Source organism: Corallococcus interemptor, from assembly GCF_003668875.1.
GTDB classification, from domain to species: domain Bacteria; phylum Myxococcota; class Myxococcia; order Myxococcales; family Myxococcaceae; genus Corallococcus; species Corallococcus interemptor.
In genome coordinates this window covers 55869-71048 of record NZ_RAWM01000021.1, presented here as the reverse complement: position 1 = coordinate 71048, position 15180 = coordinate 55869, and the positions used below count along the sequence as shown (strand labels likewise).

General features: G+C 70.6%; 15 protein-coding genes. 5 read left to right on the top strand and 10 right to left on the bottom strand.

The genetic code is table 11. The features are described from left to right. Positions 1-209 precede the first annotated feature (209 nt). Positions 210-893 carry a succinate dehydrogenase/fumarate reductase transmembrane subunit gene (locus D7X96_RS10885; RefSeq protein WP_120550740.1) on the top strand — a complete coding sequence of 228 codons (684 nt, stop codon included), beginning with the start codon at positions 210-212 and terminating at the stop codon, positions 891-893. A gap of 114 nt (positions 894-1007) precedes the next feature. Here the strand turns inward: D7X96_RS10885 and D7X96_RS10880 are convergent, their stop codons facing one another. Both D7X96_RS10880 and dacB read right to left on the bottom strand, forming a co-directional pair. Next, positions 1008-1523 (bottom strand): single-stranded DNA-binding protein, encoded by a 516-nt coding sequence (locus tag D7X96_RS10880; RefSeq protein WP_120550741.1) that lies wholly within the window; start codon positions 1521-1523, stop codon positions 1008-1010. A 252-nt stretch (positions 1524-1775) separates the two neighbouring features. Further along, positions 1776-4013: a D-alanyl-D-alanine carboxypeptidase/D-alanyl-D-alanine endopeptidase gene (dacB, locus tag D7X96_RS10875; RefSeq protein ID WP_370450111.1), complete on the bottom strand. Its 2238-nt coding sequence runs from the start codon at positions 4011-4013 to the stop codon at positions 1776-1778. 134 nt (positions 4014-4147) lie between these two features. On the opposite strand from dacB, the gene D7X96_RS10870 reads away from it, so the two are divergent. The 4 genes from D7X96_RS10870 to dtd are packed head-to-tail and all read left to right on the top strand — an operon-like array spanning position 4148 to position 7996. Beyond that, a complete protein-coding gene (locus D7X96_RS10870; protein WP_121723749.1) occupies positions 4148-5740 on the top strand; it encodes an ABC transporter substrate-binding protein in 1593 nt (530 codons plus the stop codon). After that, a complete protein-coding gene (locus tag D7X96_RS10865) occupies positions 5737-6651 on the top strand; it encodes an ABC transporter permease (protein ID WP_120550744.1) in 915 nt (304 codons plus the stop codon). The genes D7X96_RS10870 and D7X96_RS10865 overlap by 4 nt, the downstream gene beginning before the upstream one ends. Then, positions 6648-7481, top strand: coding sequence for an ABC transporter permease (locus tag D7X96_RS10860; protein ID WP_120550745.1), 834 nt, complete (start codon positions 6648-6650; stop codon positions 7479-7481). Before D7X96_RS10865 ends, D7X96_RS10860 begins: the two co-directional genes overlap by 4 nt. Positions 7482-7534: 53 nt before the next feature. Next, positions 7535-7996, top strand: coding sequence for a D-aminoacyl-tRNA deacylase (gene dtd, locus D7X96_RS10855; protein WP_120550746.1), 462 nt, complete (start codon positions 7535-7537; stop codon positions 7994-7996). A gap of 4 nt (positions 7997-8000) precedes the next feature. On the opposite strand, the gene D7X96_RS10850 is transcribed toward dtd, so the two are convergent. From D7X96_RS10850 to D7X96_RS10815, 8 genes are all read right to left on the bottom strand, one after another. Continuing rightward, positions 8001-9080: an alpha/beta hydrolase family protein gene (locus D7X96_RS10850; RefSeq protein WP_120550747.1), complete on the bottom strand. Its 1080-nt coding sequence runs from the start codon at positions 9078-9080 to the stop codon at positions 8001-8003. Between the two features lie 75 nt (positions 9081-9155). Next, positions 9156-10232 carry an alpha/beta hydrolase family protein gene (locus D7X96_RS10845; protein ID WP_121769661.1) on the bottom strand — a complete coding sequence of 359 codons (1077 nt, stop codon included), beginning with the start codon at positions 10230-10232 and terminating at the stop codon, positions 9156-9158. A gap of 104 nt (positions 10233-10336) precedes the next feature. Continuing rightward, complete coding sequence (locus tag D7X96_RS10840; protein ID WP_121769660.1) at positions 10337-11182, bottom strand: hypothetical protein; 846 nt, start codon at positions 11180-11182, stop codon at positions 10337-10339. 23 nt (positions 11183-11205) lie between these two features. Next, on the bottom strand, positions 11206-11667 hold the full coding sequence (locus D7X96_RS10835; RefSeq protein ID WP_120550750.1) for a PTS sugar transporter subunit IIA: 462 nt from the start codon (positions 11665-11667) through the stop codon (positions 11206-11208). A 187-nt stretch (positions 11668-11854) separates the two neighbouring features. Continuing rightward, positions 11855-12505 carry a ribosome hibernation-promoting factor, HPF/YfiA family gene (hpf, locus tag D7X96_RS10830; RefSeq protein ID WP_121723753.1) on the bottom strand — a complete coding sequence of 217 codons (651 nt, stop codon included), beginning with the start codon at positions 12503-12505 and terminating at the stop codon, positions 11855-11857. A 226-nt stretch (positions 12506-12731) separates the two neighbouring features. Further along, on the bottom strand, positions 12732-13613 hold the full coding sequence (locus D7X96_RS10825; RefSeq protein WP_121769659.1) for an SDR family oxidoreductase: 882 nt from the start codon (positions 13611-13613) through the stop codon (positions 12732-12734). A 92-nt stretch (positions 13614-13705) separates the two neighbouring features. After that, entirely contained in the window at positions 13706-14494 is a 789-nt protein-coding gene (locus tag D7X96_RS10820; protein ID WP_121769658.1) for a hypothetical protein, read from the bottom strand. A gap of 16 nt (positions 14495-14510) precedes the next feature. Further along, entirely contained in the window at positions 14511-15149 is a 639-nt protein-coding gene (locus tag D7X96_RS10815; RefSeq protein WP_120548303.1) for a GNAT family N-acetyltransferase, read from the bottom strand. Positions 15150-15180 lie beyond the last annotated feature (31 nt).

Sequence of the window (15180 nt, the reverse complement as noted above, 5' to 3'; positions counted from 1 at the left end):
CGGCCAGCAGTCAGGGCGGGGGGCTGGCATCGCCAGGGCTTATGAGTCGGTGTTCCCCGGCTGGCGCGGCCGGAGGCGCCGGATGCGGAAGAAATCCAGCCTGCGTGACGGAACGGCTATAAACCGCCCGTTGGCCGTAGCACCCAGGCCCTGACTTGGGCTCGCGGGGGTCTTCACCCCACCCATCCGCGCGCCCCGCTGGAGACCCGATGAGCACCCAAGCCACCGCTGAAGCCCTCACCGACCGGAATCCCCTCTTGAAGTCGCGGCTGGGGTCGTTCCTCGCCGTGGTGCCCCTGAGCATCTGGGTCATCAACCATCTGTGGGACAACCTGTCCGCCTTCTACGGCGCGACGGCCTGGGAAAAGTCGGTGACGGAGTACGCGAACCCGTTCGCCCAGGCGTTCACGTTCATCATCGTCATGCTGCCGCTCCTCATCCACACGGCGTGGGGGCTGGTGCGCATCTTCACGATGAAGCCGAACAACCTCGCCTACAACAACTACGGCAACCTCAAGTACATCGTGCAGCGCGTGGCGGGACTGGGCGTGCTCGCGTTCCTGGGCGCCCACATCTGGCTGGCGTTCCTGCACCCGCGCCTGGTGGAGGGTCACGCGGAGCCCTTCATGGATATCGCGCGGGAGATGCACTTCCACGGCCCCACGCTGATGGTTTACCTGCTGGGCACGCTGGGCACCGCGTACCACCTGGCCAACGGCCTGCAGACCTTCGGCATGGGCTGGGGCATCCTCGCGAGCGACCGCTCCATGCGCCGCTTCGAGCCCATCTCCATCCTCATCTTCCTCATCCTGCTGGCCATGTCCTGGGGCGCCATCTACGCCCTCTACACTGCGGGCGCGGCGTACGGCCCGGCGGGCCTGGACGTCGGCTGAAGGCGGCTTGAAGCAGCGCCGGGGCCTTGAAGCCCCGGCGCCCGAAAACACGACCGGCCGCCCCTGACTTCCAGGAGCGGCCGGTTCGCTTTTCAGGGGAGAGGCCCCCGGGCGTTAGAACGGGATGTCGTCGTCCGCGCCGCCGTGGTTGCCGCCCATGGCGCCAGCGTCGTCCATGCCCATGGGAGGCGGCTGACCGTAGTCGTCACGGCCCTGCCCGTAGCCGCCGCCGGTGCCCTGCTGCTGCCGGCGCCCGCCGCCATTGCCAGCGCCGCCGCTGTAGCCCTCACCGGCGTCACGGCCGCCGAGGAAGGTGACGGAGGTGGCGACGACCTCGGTGGTGTAGTTCTTCTTGTTCTCCTTATCCATCCACTCGCGCGTCTGCAGACGGCCTTCGACGAAGCACTGCCGTCCCTTCTTGAGGTACTCGCCGCACAGCTCCGCGAGCTTTCCCCAGACGACGATGCGGTGCCACTCGGTGCGCTCCTGCTTCTGGCCATTCTTGTCGTTCCAGCTCTCGCTCGTCGCGATGCGGAAGTTCGCCACGGCCTGACCGCCCGGGGTGAAGCGCACTTCGGGGTCCGCCCCGAGGTTGCCGATGAGAATGACCTTGTTCACGCCTCCAGCCATGTTTCCTCCCGATACCTGACCCACCGACGGGTCAGGTGCACCCTGCGAGGCCACACGCCCCGACAGGTCCTTCAGCCCATAGCATCCACCACTGACATTCCCCGGGCCAGAAACCGGCCGGAGGCGGACAGGACGCACGCCCGCCTGCTCTCCGGGCGGAAAGCCTCAGGGATTCCGGGGCCTTGGGTTTGAGGAGGAGACAGGCCGCCCGGACGGCGCGCGTCCGGGCGGAAGAGGCACGGCGAAGGAGCCCTACCCGCCCGGGCGGAGGATGCCGGAGGCAGGGACGACGTTGGGCGTGGCGGACGCGGGCGCCACCACCTGGACGGGCTGGGCGCGCTGGGAGGAGCGGGCCTCGGCCGTCTTGGTGGTGAGCGTGGAGTCCAGGCCCTTGGCGAAGGCGACGAGCTGCGGATCCGTCCCGCCGGAGCCCAGCTTGCGCAGGGACTTCCAGAACGGGTGGTTGGTGTCCCCGGTCTTCACCAGGCCCTGGGCCAGGAGCGTCACGGTCGCGTCGCGCTCGGCGGGGCTGGCGGTGCGCAGGGTGGTGACCAGCTCCTCCGGTGCGGTGCGGGCCACTTCACCCAGGCCGTCCACCAGCTCCTCCTGGGCCTGGAGGTCCTGGGCGACGCCGGCCGCGCGGCACAGCTCCAGCACGCGGGCCAGGGCCTCCGTGTTTCCGCCGGAAGCGAGCTCCACCATGGAGCTGACACCGGGCACGCCCACGGACAGGGCGCGGGCCACCTGGCGCAGGCGGCCGTAGACCTCGTCCGTGGCGGAGTAGCTGTCCAGCAGCGTGCGGGTGCCCAGGTAGTCGTGCGGGTTGGACTGGTAGAGGCTCTCCGCCAGCACGGCGCGCACGGCGGGGTCGCGCTCGCTGCGCCACGCGGTGCGGAGGAACCCGATGTTGCGCTGGTCGCGCTGCTTGCCCAGCTCCAGGTACGTCTTCACGCGGTTGGCGATGTCCGGCAGTCCGCCCTGCGGCTTCTGGTCTTCATTGAGGGAGGCCAGCGCGGTGCCCGGCCCCAGCGTGGAGCCGGTGGCGGCCACGGCGGCGCCCAGCGCGTCCATGCCCGCGACGACGGGACCGGCGCGGCCCGCGTAGTCATTGACCATGATGGAGAAGGAGAACTTCTCTCCGCCCGCGGACTGCACGTAGCCGCTGAGCGCGGAGACGCCCTCCAGGGTGCCCGTCTTGGCGCGCAGCCGGCCCACGGCGTCCGTGCCGTCGAAGCGGTACTTGAGCGTGCCGTCCTTGCCGGCGATGCCCAGCGAGGACAGGTACTCCGGGGCCAGCGGGAAGCGCTCGTACATGTGGCGCAGGAGCCGGTCCACCTGCGCGGTGGAGAAGCGGTTGGCGTCGTTGAGACCGCTGCCGTTCTTCATCACGTAGGTGCCGCGCGGGATGCCCACGTCGCGGTCCAGGAACTCCTCCACCACGTCGATGCCCTTGGTGAACGAGCCCGGCTGTCCGCGCAGCTCCGCGCCCATCGTCTTGAGCAGCGTCTCCGCGACGAAGTTGCTGGACAGCTTGTTGAGGCGCTTGAGGACGATGTCGAACGTGTCGGACTGGGACACGTGCACGACCTTCGCGCGCGACGGCGTCAGGCCCAGCTTCACCTTGCCCTTCACCTTCACGCCACGCGAGGTGAGCAACTGCTTGAGCGACCCGCCGAAGTACATGGGCGGGTTGTCGATCTTCTTCCAGACGCTGACGGCGCCGCGCTCGTCGGGGACCTGGCCCTTGACGACGATCTTCTGCTTGTCACCGGACGCGTCGGACTTCACGGACACGCGGCGCGCGCGGCCGGGGCCGCTGGTGACGGAGCTGTCCACGACGAAGTAGTCGCTGGGGGGCTCCATGTCGACCACGGCCTTGCCGCCGGGAGCGGAGCGCACGTAGACGGCGACCGCGTTCCAGTTGAGGCTCACCGCGCCGGTGGGCGCCATGTACGCGCGGTCGGAGTCCTCCTGGTCGTAACCGGGCGGCGTGCGCTCGGCGTCGAACCAGGAGTCGTCCACGACGATGTCCTGCACCTCCTTGAGGCCCGCGTGGAGCAGCTCGGAGGTCATGCCGTAGAGGCGCTCGGTGGTGATGGTGGGGTCACCCTTGCCGCGCACGTAGAGCGTCTTGACCTTGCCGTCGGCCGGCATCTCCGGCTCGACGAGGAACTCCGTCTCGTAGCGGTACTCCGGCCCCAGGGCGACGAGCGCCGCCGAGGACGTGATGAGCTTCACGTTGGAGGCGGGGTTGAGCAGTTCGTCCGCGTTGTGGCTGAACACGATGGTGCCGTCGTCCAGGCTCTGCATGTGCACGCCGACGCGGCTGCTCTTGAGCGCGGTGCGCTGCATGACCTGCACGAGCGCGTTCTTCAGCGCTTCACGCTCAGCCTTTTTTTCTGCGGACGGCGACGCTGCCAGTGTGGCGGAGGGAAGCCACAAGGCAATGGCGGTCGCTGCCCAGAAGGGTCTGGTTCGAAAAGCCTGCACGCACGCTCCGGGGAAGTCGCGTTCCATTATGAAGAAGGGACGAAAGGGGCGGCAAGGGTGGGGGGAGGATCCACGGCCGCCGCTACCCTGCCCGCCTGCCTGCTTCCTGGAAACAGGAAGAAGGCTGTCGCAGCATGGACGTGCCGCCTGACATCCACCTCGTGACAGACGCCATGCCTCCCCTGCCCTCCCGCGCCCTCCGGGTGTTCCTCCTCGCGCTGGCGCTGGCCGCCGGCTGCCGGGAAGCGGCGCCGCCCGCGGGCGTCACGGTGTTGTTGGAGGCCCCACCGGACAGCCTGGATGACCGCTTCGCCCTCACGGCCCATGGACAGCGGCTGGCGCAGCTCGTCAGTCCGGGGCTCATCACCTTCGATGACGCGAGCCGGCCGGTGCCCCAGCTGGCGGAGTCCTTCCGTGACGTCTCCGCCACGGTGGTGGAGTTCATCCTGCGCCCGGGGCTCACCTTCCACGACGGCAGCGCCCTGACGGCTGAAGACGTGAAGGCCAGCTTCGACGCCCTGCGCGACCCGAAGCTGGGCAGCCCCAAGCGCGAGCGGTACGAGCCGCTGGAGCGGGTGGAGGTGGTGGACGCCCGCACGGTGCGCTTCCACCTGAAGCGGCCCTATGCGCCGCTGCTCGCGGAGCTGTCCGCGGCCATCCTGCCCTCGGAGCGCGCGGGGCCCGGAGGCATCGAGGCGCAAGCCGGGCACCCGGTGGGCGCGGGCCCGTTCCGGTTCGAGTCGTGGCCGGACGAGGAGCACCTGACGCTGGTCCCCTTCGAGGGCTGGCACGGGGGAAAGCCCGCCCTGTCGCGGCTGACGTTCCGCGTGGTGCGGGACGAGACGACGCGGGTGCTGGAGCTGCTCAAGGGGCGGGCGGACCTGGTGGTGAACGGCGTGTCCCCGGCGGTGCTGCCCGCGCTGCGAAAAGCGTCGCACCTGCGGGTGGAGACGAAGCCGGGCACGGGCTTCACGTACCTGGGGCTCAACCTGCGCGAGGGGCCGCTCGCGGACGTGCGCGTGCGGCAGGCGCTGTGTCACCTCATCGACGTGCGCCCGCTGGTGGAGCACAAGCTGCACGGCCTGGCGGAGCCCGCGTCCAGCATGCTGCCTCGCGAGCACTGGGCCTTCACCGAGACGCAGGGGTGCGGCTATGCGCCGGAGGAGGCGGCCCGGCTGCTGGACGCGGCGGGGTATCCGGATCCGGACGGGCCCGGGGGACGGCCGCGCCTGTCCTTCACGTTCAAGACGAGCACGGACCGCTTCCGGCGCGCGGTGGCGCTGGTGCTCAAGGAGCAGCTGGCGAAGGGCGGCATCGCGGTGGAGGTGCGGGCGCTGGAGTTCGGGACGTTCTTCGAGGACGTGCGGCGGGGCCGCTTCGAGTTGTTCACGTTGAAGTGGGCCGCCGTGATGGAGCCGGACCTGCTGCGGGGCGCGTTCCATTCCGCGAACATCCCCGGGCCGGAGAACCACTGGGGCGGGTTCAACCGGGGCGCCTTGAAGGATCCGAAGCTGGACCGGGTGCTGGACGCGGCGACGCAGGCGTCGCGGGAGGAGCGCAAGACGCTCTACGCGGAGGCGCAGCGGGAGCTGGACGCGGACATGCCCGTCATCCCGCTGTGGCACGAGGCGAGCGTCGCGGTGGTGTCCTCGCGGCTCGCGGACTTCGAGCCCAGCGCGCACGGCCTGCTGCTGCCGCTGGCGAAGGCGCGGGAGGTGACGCCATGACCCGGAGGCTCGTGTCCGCGGTCATCGCGATGGTGGGGGCGCTGTTGCTGGTGTCGCTGTTCCTGCACCTCGTGCCGGGCGACCCGGTGGACGTGATGCTGGGGGAACAGGCGACGCAGGTGGACCGCGCGGCGCTGCGGCAGGCCGTGGGGTTGGACCTGCCGTGGTACGCGCAGCTCTGGACGTTCGCTCGGGACCTGGCCACCGGGGAGCTGCGCACGTCGCTGCCTCCGTTCCAGCGCAAGGTGCTGCCGGCCCTGGGCGCGGCGCTGCCGTACACGCTGCTGCTCACGGTGGCGGCCATGGCCGTGTCCCTGGTGCTGGCGCTGCCCCTGGGCGTGATGGCGGCGGCCCGGCGAGGGACACCCGTGGACGCGGCGGCGATGGGCGTGTCCGTGGCGGGAGTCGCCCTGCCCCGCTTCTGGCTGGGGCCGGTGCTGATCATCCTGTTCGCGCTGAAGCTGGACTGGCTGCCCGTGTCGGGCGCGGAGTCGTGGCGGCATCTGGTGCTGCCCGCGTTCACGCTGGGCACGGCGCTGGCCGCGTTCCTCGCCCGGATGACTCGCGCGACGATGCTGGAAGCGCTGCGTGAGGACTACGTCACGGTGGCTCGGGCCAAGGGCCTGTCCCCTCAAGTGGTGCTGTGGAAGCACGCGTTCCGCAACGCGCTGCTGCCGCTGGTGACCGTGCTGGGGTTGGAGTTCGGCGCGCTGCTGGGTGGCGCCATCGTGACGGAGAAGGTGTTCGCGTGGCCGGGCATGGGCACGCTGCTGCTCACCGCCATCGAGAGGCGCGACTACAACACCGTGCGCGCCACGGTGCTCCTCTTCACGTTCTGCTACGTGCTGGTCAACACGCTCACCGACCTTACGTATGCATGGGTCGACCCGCGCGTGCGGAGGCGCTCATGAGCGCGGCCCACCGCTTCCGGCTGAACTCGTGGGGTGCCCGGTTCGGGCTCGCCGTGGCGTGCGTCTGGGTGTTCACCGCGCTGTTCGCGCCGTGGCTCAGTCCGCATGCGCCGGACGCCATCGACCTCACGCGCGAGCTGTCGCCTCCGACGCCGGGCCACCTGCTGGGCACGGGGGAGAACGGCATTGATGTCCTGACGCACGTGCTCTACGGCGCTCGCGTGTCGCTGGAGGTGTCCTTCTTCGCCGTGGTGCTGTCCGCCGCGGTGGGCATCACGCTGGGCGGCATCGCGGGCTACGCGGGCGGGCTGGTGGACGAAGCGCTGATGCGGCTGGTGGACGTGCTGCTCGCGTTCCCCGGCATCCTGCTGGCGCTGTTCATCACGGCGGTGCTGGGGCCCAGCCTCGCCAACGTGGTGTTCGCGTTGTCGTTCACCGGGTGGACGGGCTACGCGCGGCTGACGCGTGCACAGGTGCTGACCCTGCGCGAACGGGACTATGTGCAGGCGGCTCGGGCCCTGGGGAGCGGGCCGGGCCGCATCCTGGTGCGGCACCTGTTGCCCAACGCGGCGGGGCCGCTGCTCGTGCAGGCGACGTTCGCGCTGCCGGGCGCCATCGTCGCGGAGGCGTCCCTGAGCTTCCTGGGGCTGGGCGTCCCACCGGGCACACCGTCGTGGGGCGCGCTGGTGGACCAGGGGACGCAGTACCTGCTGGTGGCACCGCACGTGGCCCTGTTTCCCGGCATCGCGCTGGCGGTCACGGTGCTGGGCTTCAACCTGCTGGGCGATGCGCTGCGTGACGCGATGGATCCGCGCCACGAGGGACGGTGACTTGAAGGCCCCGGGCGTCCCTGGCAGGAAGCAGGGGCGGAGGTGACGAACACATGAAGGCCGTGGTGCAGCGCGTACTGGAAGCGTCGGTGACGGTGGACGGCAAGCGCGTGAGCGAGATGGGTCCGGGCCTGCTCGTGCTGCTGGGCGTGGGCAAGGGCGACACCGACGCGGACCTCACGTGGATGGTGGAGAAGCTGGCCACGCTGCGCATCTTCGAGGACGCCGACGGCAAGATGAACCTGTCGCTGGAGGACACCTCCAAGCACCTCATCGTCGTGAGCCAGTTCACCCTCTACGGCGACGCGCGCAAGGGCCGCCGGCCCAGCTTCATCGACGCGATGGAGCCCGTCGCGGCCAAGGCCCTCTACGAGCGAGCCTGCGAAGCGCTGCGCCAGCGAGGCCTCACCGTGGGCACGGGCATCTTCGCCGCGGACATGAAGGTCGCGCTCGTGAACGACGGGCCGGTCACCATCCTCCTGGAGAGCCCGCCGAAGGCCGCCGCTCCGGCCTGAGGCCTCAGCGCACGTCGAGCGTGCGGCGGAAGAACGCCACGCCTTCCGCGTTCGTGCGCGCATGCGAAGCCGGACGCGTCCCCGCCACCGGGTCCCGGCACAGCATCGCGATGACGTCGAAGCCCTTCGGGTAGCACTCGGGCAGGAACGTGAAGTGGCCGGCGTCTTCGAGCACCACGGTCGTCGCGGCCGGCAGCAGTCCTGCCAGGTGCATGCCGTGCCCTTCGTGCGGCATCAGCTCATCTCCCTTCGCGAGCACCAGCGCCACCGGCTTCTGGATGTCGGCGGTGTCCCGCGCTTCGAACGAAGCGGCCATGCCCGGCGCCATCGCGAACGCGGCCTTCACCCGCGGATCCAGGTACGACGCTCGCGCGCGCTTCATGTCGATGCGGCTGTAGTCCACGTCTCGCAGGCCCTCGCAGCCAATCTCCTCGCGGGTTCCTGGCGTCTTGCAGCGCTTCTCAATCCACTCCAGGTTCAGGTTCAGCCCCACCAGCGCCAACGCCGTGTAGCCGCCCATCGAGTGTCCCGCCGCGCCGATGCGCTCCGGATCCACTCGCGGGCCCCACTTCGGGTCCTTCAGCAGGTGGTCCAGGACGACCGTGAAGTCCTGCGGGCGCTCGTAGGCGCGCGCGAAGCCCTCCGGGCTCGTGTCGCCGAAGGTGTTGCCCGGATGGTTCAGCCCCACCACGACGAAGCCGTGCGCCGCCAGGTTCGAACCGAACCAGGACAGGTCCATCACCGAGCCCCCGCTGCCGTGCGACAGCAGCACCACCGGCCAGCGCTCCCGTGCGTCCGACAGCGGTGCGTCCTTCGCTCCGTAGAACGGCTTGAACACGTCCGACGGCGCGCGGTTGTCCATCGGCGTGCCGGGCGCCACCGGGTACCAGACCAGCGGCTTCAGCGTGCGGCGGCGGACCGGGTCCTCGTACGTCAGCGACTGCGTGACGCCCACCGCCCAGGCCGCGTCCTCCCCGTAGAGCGACGCGTGGTCCGTGCGCGGCGCCTCCGCCTTCTTCGACGAGGAACAGCCGCCCGCCAGCAGCACGGCGGAGACGAGGAGCATGGGACAGGGGCGGAACATGGCCCCCGAGCATGGCCGGGAACAGCGAACCAAGTAAATCCAGAACGCGCCGTCTACCTCAGCCCAGACGTCTGCTCACTGGACGTCCAGCGTGCGACGGAAGAACGCCACCGCCTCCGCCTGCGTGCGCGCATGCGTGGCCGCGCGCGTCCCAGGGACTTCGTCCCGGCACAGCGGCGGCGCGACCTCGAAGCCCAGCGGCTTGCACTCGGGCAGGAAGCTGAAGTGCCCGGCGTCGTCGAGCACCACCGTCCTCGCCGCGGGCAGCTGCCCCGCCAGCTTCATGCCCATGAGCGCGTGCGGCATCAGCTCGTCGCCCTTCGCGAGCACCAGCTCCACGGGCTTCTGGATGTCCGCCAGGTCCCGGGGCTCGTAGGAGCCCGCCATGCCCGGCGCCATCGCGAAGGCCGCCTTCACGCGCGGGTCCTGGTACGACGCGCGCGCGACCGTCATGTCGATGCGGCTGTAGTCCACGTCCCGCAGGCCCTCGCACCCCACGTGGTCGCGGGTCTCCGGCGCGGTGCAGCCTTCGGCGATCCACGCCAGGTTCATGCGCGCGCCCACCAGCGCCAGCGCCGTGTAGCCGCCCATGGAGTGCCCCGCCGCGCCAATGCGCTCCGGGTCCATGCGCGGGCCCCACTTCGCATCCTTCAGCAGGTGGTCCAGCACGGCCGTGAAGTCCCGGGGCCGCTCATAGCCGCGCGCGTACCCCTCCGGGCTGTCGTTCCCGTAGGTGTTGCCCGGGTGGTTCACCGACACGACGAGGAAGCCGTGCGCCGCCAGGTGCGCGCCCAGCCAGGACATGTTGATGGCCGTGCCCCCGCTGCCGTGCGACAGCAGCACCACCGGCCAGCGCCCCCGTGCGTCCGACACCGGCGCGTCCTTCGCCGCGAGGAAGGGCGCGAAGATGGGCGAAGCCGGCTGCGTCTCCATCCGCGTGCCGGGCGCCGCCGGATACCAGACCACCGTCTTCAACGAGCGGTGGCGCGCGGCGTCCTCCACCGTCAGCGAAGAGAGACCCACCGGGTAGGCCGCGTCCACGCCGGATGCGGCGGCGGTCTGCCCGGCGCCACGCGAGGAGGCACAGCCTCCCGTCAGCAGGGCCGTGGAGATCAGCAGCGCGCGGGAGAAGCATCGCGAGAAGGGGGACATGGGGCGGACTCCTCCGGGGCCTCGGTGGGCCTCATACGGCGGGCATGCGTGCCCGTGACACTACGGATTGGGACGGGGCGCCATTGCGGCAGGGCCCGCGCGGCTCACAGCCGCACGGTGGTCCCGCGCGTCACCAGCGCGGCCAGGCCCTGCTTCGTCTGCGCGGCGGTGCGCAGGTGCAGCGTGAGCGCGCCCAGCTCGCGGATCCACGTGGCGGCGTTGGGGCCCAGGCCGGAGAACAGCACGGACAGGGGCGGCGGCTGGGGCAGCTTCCCCGTCCAGTAGCCCAACACCTCGTCGCGCTCCGGCAACACCGGCAGCTTCATGCGCTCCTGCTCACGCGCCAGGAGCCGCTCCAGCTTGCGCGGCAGGTTCACCTGCCAGTGCAGCACCGTCTTCGCCGGCCGCCAGGCCCAGTCCGCGAAGGCGAACCGCTCCCGGGGCGCGTACTCGCCCCGGCCCTGCGTCACGAAGACGCGGTCCGGCGGGAACTCCGGGAAGGGGTCCCACTGCCCGGCCAGGAGCGACGCCAGCCCCTGCTCGCCCGGGGGACGGCGGCGGAAGTTGTCCCGCACCACGCGCGCCGCCTTCGCGTCCCAGTAGGGATAGGACGGGTCCTCCACCATCAGCGCCAGGTTCAGCGCCTCGTCCCACTCGTCCGCGTAGCCGCCGGGGGCCCCGCCCACCTCCCAGCCGCCGGGCGACTCGCGCCAGGGCTGGAACACCAGCCGGTCCACCAGGTCCATCCACCCGTCCGAGTCCACCGACCCCACGCCCCCCGGCAGCGCCGACGAGGCCAGCCGCTGGCAGAGCGTGAACGCCTGCGCGTCCCCCAGGTGGTTGGCGAGCGCCTCCAGCGCGCCGGAGGCATCCCCCATGGCGTGCGCGAAGAAGGGCAGCACCTGCTCATGGAAGAAGCGGTCGTTGATGGGACGCAGGACGACGTCCATGCGGGGCGTCTCCTGTCAGGCCCTCAGGGCCGCGCGTCTTCCTGGACGATGAGGGCGTGGATGTCCGCGGCCGAGGGCGCCTCCAGGATGGCCGCCCGGAAGCGCGGGTTCTTGAAGAGCCGCGAGATGCGCGCCAGCGCCTTCAGGTGCACCCCGGCGCTGTTCTCCGGCGCCACCAGCGCGAAGAACAGGTGCGTGGGCTTGCCGTCGATGGATTCGAAGTCCACCCCCGTGCGCGACACGCAGAAGGCCGCCTGGAGGCTGTCCATGCCCGCCAGCTTGCCGTGCGGGATGGCCACGCCTTCGCCAATCCCCGTGCTGCCCAGCTTCTCGCGTTCCTGGAGCACCGCCACCAGCCGGTCCTCGCGCAGATTCGGATGCGCCCGGGCCAGCGTGGCACTCAGCTCGCGCAGCACCTCGGGTTTGGTCCGGGACTGCATGTCCGCGACGACCGCCTGGGGGCTGAGGAAATCGGCGATTCTCAATGGCGCTCCCGCACTGGCGCTCCGGGCCGGCAATGATTCCTCGGCCGGCAATTACTCCTCACACTGGATTCGCGCAAGGGTCGCCTGGGCGGTGGCAGGCGCTTCGCTCACTGCGCGTCAGCCCGGGCCCCGGGCCCCGGGCCTGGAAAGGCCCCGGACCCGGTCCCTGGGTTCAACCGAACGGCGGTCAGGTGCCGGTGGCGGCCACCGGCGCGTCGGGCAGGTGGGGTTCGATGAGGCCGAACCCACCCTCCTTGCGGCGGTAGACGATGGACAGCGCCTGGGACTGCTGGTTCTGGAACACGTAGAAGTCGTTGTTCATCAAGTTCATCTGCATCACCGCGTCATCCACGGACAGCGACTGGATGGCCAGGTGCGTGGTGCGCACCAGGCGGGCGACGCCCGACTCGGCCACCGGCGCCGGGGCGGCGGCGGGCGCGGCCTGGGCGGCGGGGGCGGAGGCCTCGGCGGCCTGCTCCGGCTCGTGGAGCTCGAAGACGTCGTGGCGGACCTTCACCAGGTCCTGGCGGTGGTGGACCTTCTCCTTGCCGTGGTGCGACTTGAGCTTGTCGCGGTAGCGGCGCAGCTGGCGTTCGATCTTGTCCATCGCCAGGTCGATGGACGCGTACATGTCATCGCTCTTCTCACGCCCCCGGAGGATCCAGGCGCCGGAGTGGATGGTGATGTCCGCGTGATGCAGGTGCCGCTCCAACGATAGCACCACGTGGGCCTCACCAGCCCGGTCCAGCAGTCGGTTCACCCGCTCGACCTTTTCACGGGCGTACTCCTTCAGGGAATCCGACGCTCCGAACTGACGGAAGGTGATGTTGAGCTGCATGCGTGGCTGCCTCCTATGGAGAGAGGTAAGCTCCGTCACAGATCAGAAACGGAGCCCACGCCGAAAGCAACCCGGCCCCCCAGGTTGGAACTTCCCGTCCACGGCTCGCGTTCGCGAAAGCGACCGCAATAGGACACGTCTGGTGTCCGCTGCATGGCACGGCGGGGGGATTCCGGCCCGGGCCTCATTTTCCGGTCTGGAGTCCCCCACACCCCGTGCGTGGAACTCAGGCGAGCAACATGCCTCCGGTGACGCCCAGGATGTCCCCGTTGACGAAGCGCGACTCGTCACACGCGAGGAACACGTAGGAGGGCGCCAGCTCCGCGGGCTGCGCGGGCCTTCCAGTGGGCGAGCTCTTGCCGAACTCCTTCACCTTCTCCGCGTCGAAGGACTGCGGAATCAGCGGCGTCCACACGGGGCCCGGCGCCACGGCGTTGACGCGGATGCCCCGGCTGATGAGCTCCTGGGACAGGCCCTTGGTGAAGGCGACGATGGCGCCCTTCGTGGCGGCGTAGTCGAGGATTCCGGCCGAGGGCTGATACGCCTGGATGGACGCGGTGTTGATGATGGTGGCGCCCGGCTTCATGTGAGGCAGCGCGTACTTCACCATGTGGAACATCGCGAGGATGTTGACCCGGAAGGTGCGCTCCACGCGCTCCGCGTCCAGCTCCTCGAACTTCTCCACCGCCTTGCCCTGGAAGGCCGCGTTGTTCACCAGCACGTCGATGCGGCCGAACTTCTTCACCGTGTCCTCGACGATGCGCTTGCAGGTGGCCTCCAGCGCCATGTCTCCGGACAGGGCCAGCGCCTGCCGCCCGGAGCCCTCAATCACCCGGCGGGTGTGGTTGGCGTCGTCGCCCTCGTTGAGGTACGCGAACGACACGTCCGCGCCCTCGCGCGCGAAGGCCAGGCACACCGCGCGGCCAATGCCGCTGTCGCCGCCCGTCACCAGCGCGACGCGGTCCTGCAGCCGGCCGAAGCCCTTGTACGACTGCTCGCCGTAGTCGGGCTCCGGGGACATGGCGCCCTCGTGGCCGGGGGCGGACTGCGTCTGCTCCGGGAAGGGCGGCTTGGGGCCGGCGGTGCGGGGATCGGGATTGCGGGCCATGGCGTCACTCCGTGGGAAGGAAAAAGCGTTCCCTCACGGTGGAGGCGCTGGCACGCAGCGGCAAACACGCGCGGGCCGCCTGCCCGCCCGGCTCAGGGCACCACGGAGAGCACGAAGTCCTGCGAGTGGAAGATGGCGCCCGAGCACGACGCCACGCCCGTGCACTCGGTCACGGTGGCCGTGAGGTCCGCGCCCAGCGTCAGGGTGTGGTTCGCCTGCGGGGTGCCCGCGGGGATGGCGACAGTGGACAGGTTGCCGTCCTGCGTGACTTCGAGCACGCCGGGCGCGCGGCCTCCCTCGCGCAAGAGCAGCGCCTCCACCGGGCCGGGCACCTCCGTGGAGGGCTCCCAGAGGAAGTCGTAGGACTGGCCCACGCGCAGCTTGTCCGGCGTGCCCTCGCCCTGGAACGTGAACTTGCGCTTGGCCTTGGCGTTCTTCACCACCAGGCGCACGGTGCTGGTGGCGTCCTGCAGCTGCACGACGACGTCCTCCACCGCCTCGCGGCCCCAGGCGGCCGGATCGAAGTTGAAGAAGGCGCGGCTGTTCTCGCACGCCTCCGCGCGCCCGCCCACGTCCGAAGCGCCGCCCGGCACCAGCGTCATGGGCTGGCCGTTGAGGGTGGCCGTGACGTCGGCCGCGAAGCGCGAGCACGGCCCGTCCGCCGCCACCGAGTAGCTGACCGTCACGCGGTGCGCGCCCTGCGCGTCCGGCGTCTCCGCGTCGTCCACGTCCGCCAGCGCGAACGTGAGCGAGCGGTCCGACAGCTCCGCCAGCGACATCACCTTCGTCTCACCGCCGCCACAGCCGGTGAGCGCCACGAGCGCCCCCAGGGCGGTGAGGCGGAAGACGGTTCGACGCGGGCTCGGGACGGGGAAGGTCATGGCGGCCGGCACCCTATCACTCCCGCGCCAGCAGTCCTTCGAGCCGCGCCTTCACGCCCGGCCACTCGCTGTCGATGAACGCGTAGTACGCGCTGTCGCGCACCACGCCGCCGCGCACCAGCATGTGGTTGCGGAGGATGCCCTCGAAGGAAGCACCCAGGCGCTCGATGGCCGCTCGCGAGCGCACGTTGCGCCGGTCGGTCTTGAGCTGCACGCGCATCACGCCCAGCGACTCGAAGGCGTGCGTGAGGAGCAGGAACTTGCACTCCGTGTTCACCCGCGTGCGCCACGCCCGGCGGCCCAGCCACGTGGAGCCGATCTCGAGCGTCCGGTACTCGCGCGAGATGTCCAGGTAGCGCGTGGTGCCCACCACGTCCCCGCTCGCCCGTTCGATGATGGCGAAGGGCTGCTCGGTGCCCGCCGCGGCCGCCTTCAGCCCGGCGGACACGTAGGACGCGACGTCGTCTTGCGTGCGCAGCACGCGCGAGAAGTGGGTGAAGATTTCGGGTTCGCAGAGCGCCGTGAGCGCGGGCACGTGGTCCAGGCTCAGCGGCACCAGCCGCGCCGCGCGTCCCTCCAGCGTGACGGGAGGGACGACGAGCGGAACAGGGTCGCGATGGGGAACGCCGACATCATGGGGGAGCACGGGGTCCATGGACCCGCTTCATGCCCCAAACCGGCCCTGG

Excerpts from the sequence above, each read along its gene's own strand:
- D7X96_RS10885 (WP_120550740.1), top strand. The coding sequence starts at position 210 with ATGAGCACCCAAGCCACCGCTGAAGCCCTCACCGACCGGAATCCCCTC.
- D7X96_RS10880 (WP_120550741.1), bottom strand. The coding sequence starts at position 1,523 with ATGGCTGGAGGCGTGAACAAGGTCATTCTCATCGGCAACCTCGGGGCG.
- D7X96_RS10870 (WP_121723749.1), top strand. The coding sequence starts at position 4,148 with ATGGACGTGCCGCCTGACATCCACCTCGTGACAGACGCCATGCCTCCC.
- D7X96_RS10865 (WP_120550744.1), top strand. The coding sequence starts at position 5,737 with ATGACCCGGAGGCTCGTGTCCGCGGTCATCGCGATGGTGGGGGCGCTG.
- D7X96_RS10860 (WP_120550745.1), top strand. The coding sequence starts at position 6,648 with ATGAGCGCGGCCCACCGCTTCCGGCTGAACTCGTGGGGTGCCCGGTTC.
- dtd (WP_120550746.1), top strand. The coding sequence starts at position 7,535 with ATGAAGGCCGTGGTGCAGCGCGTACTGGAAGCGTCGGTGACGGTGGAC.
- D7X96_RS10850 (WP_120550747.1), bottom strand. The coding sequence starts at position 9,080 with ATGTTCCGCCCCTGTCCCATGCTCCTCGTCTCCGCCGTGCTGCTGGCG.
- D7X96_RS10845 (WP_121769661.1), bottom strand. The coding sequence starts at position 10,232 with ATGTCCCCCTTCTCGCGATGCTTCTCCCGCGCGCTGCTGATCTCCACG.
- D7X96_RS10840 (WP_121769660.1), bottom strand. The coding sequence starts at position 11,182 with ATGGACGTCGTCCTGCGTCCCATCAACGACCGCTTCTTCCATGAGCAG.
- hpf (WP_121723753.1), bottom strand. The coding sequence starts at position 12,505 with ATGCAGCTCAACATCACCTTCCGTCAGTTCGGAGCGTCGGATTCCCTG.
- D7X96_RS10825 (WP_121769659.1), bottom strand. The coding sequence starts at position 13,613 with ATGGCCCGCAATCCCGATCCCCGCACCGCCGGCCCCAAGCCGCCCTTC.
- D7X96_RS10820 (WP_121769658.1), bottom strand. The coding sequence starts at position 14,494 with ATGACCTTCCCCGTCCCGAGCCCGCGTCGAACCGTCTTCCGCCTCACC.
- D7X96_RS10815 (WP_120548303.1), bottom strand. The coding sequence starts at position 15,149 with ATGGACCCCGTGCTCCCCCATGATGTCGGCGTTCCCCATCGCGACCCT.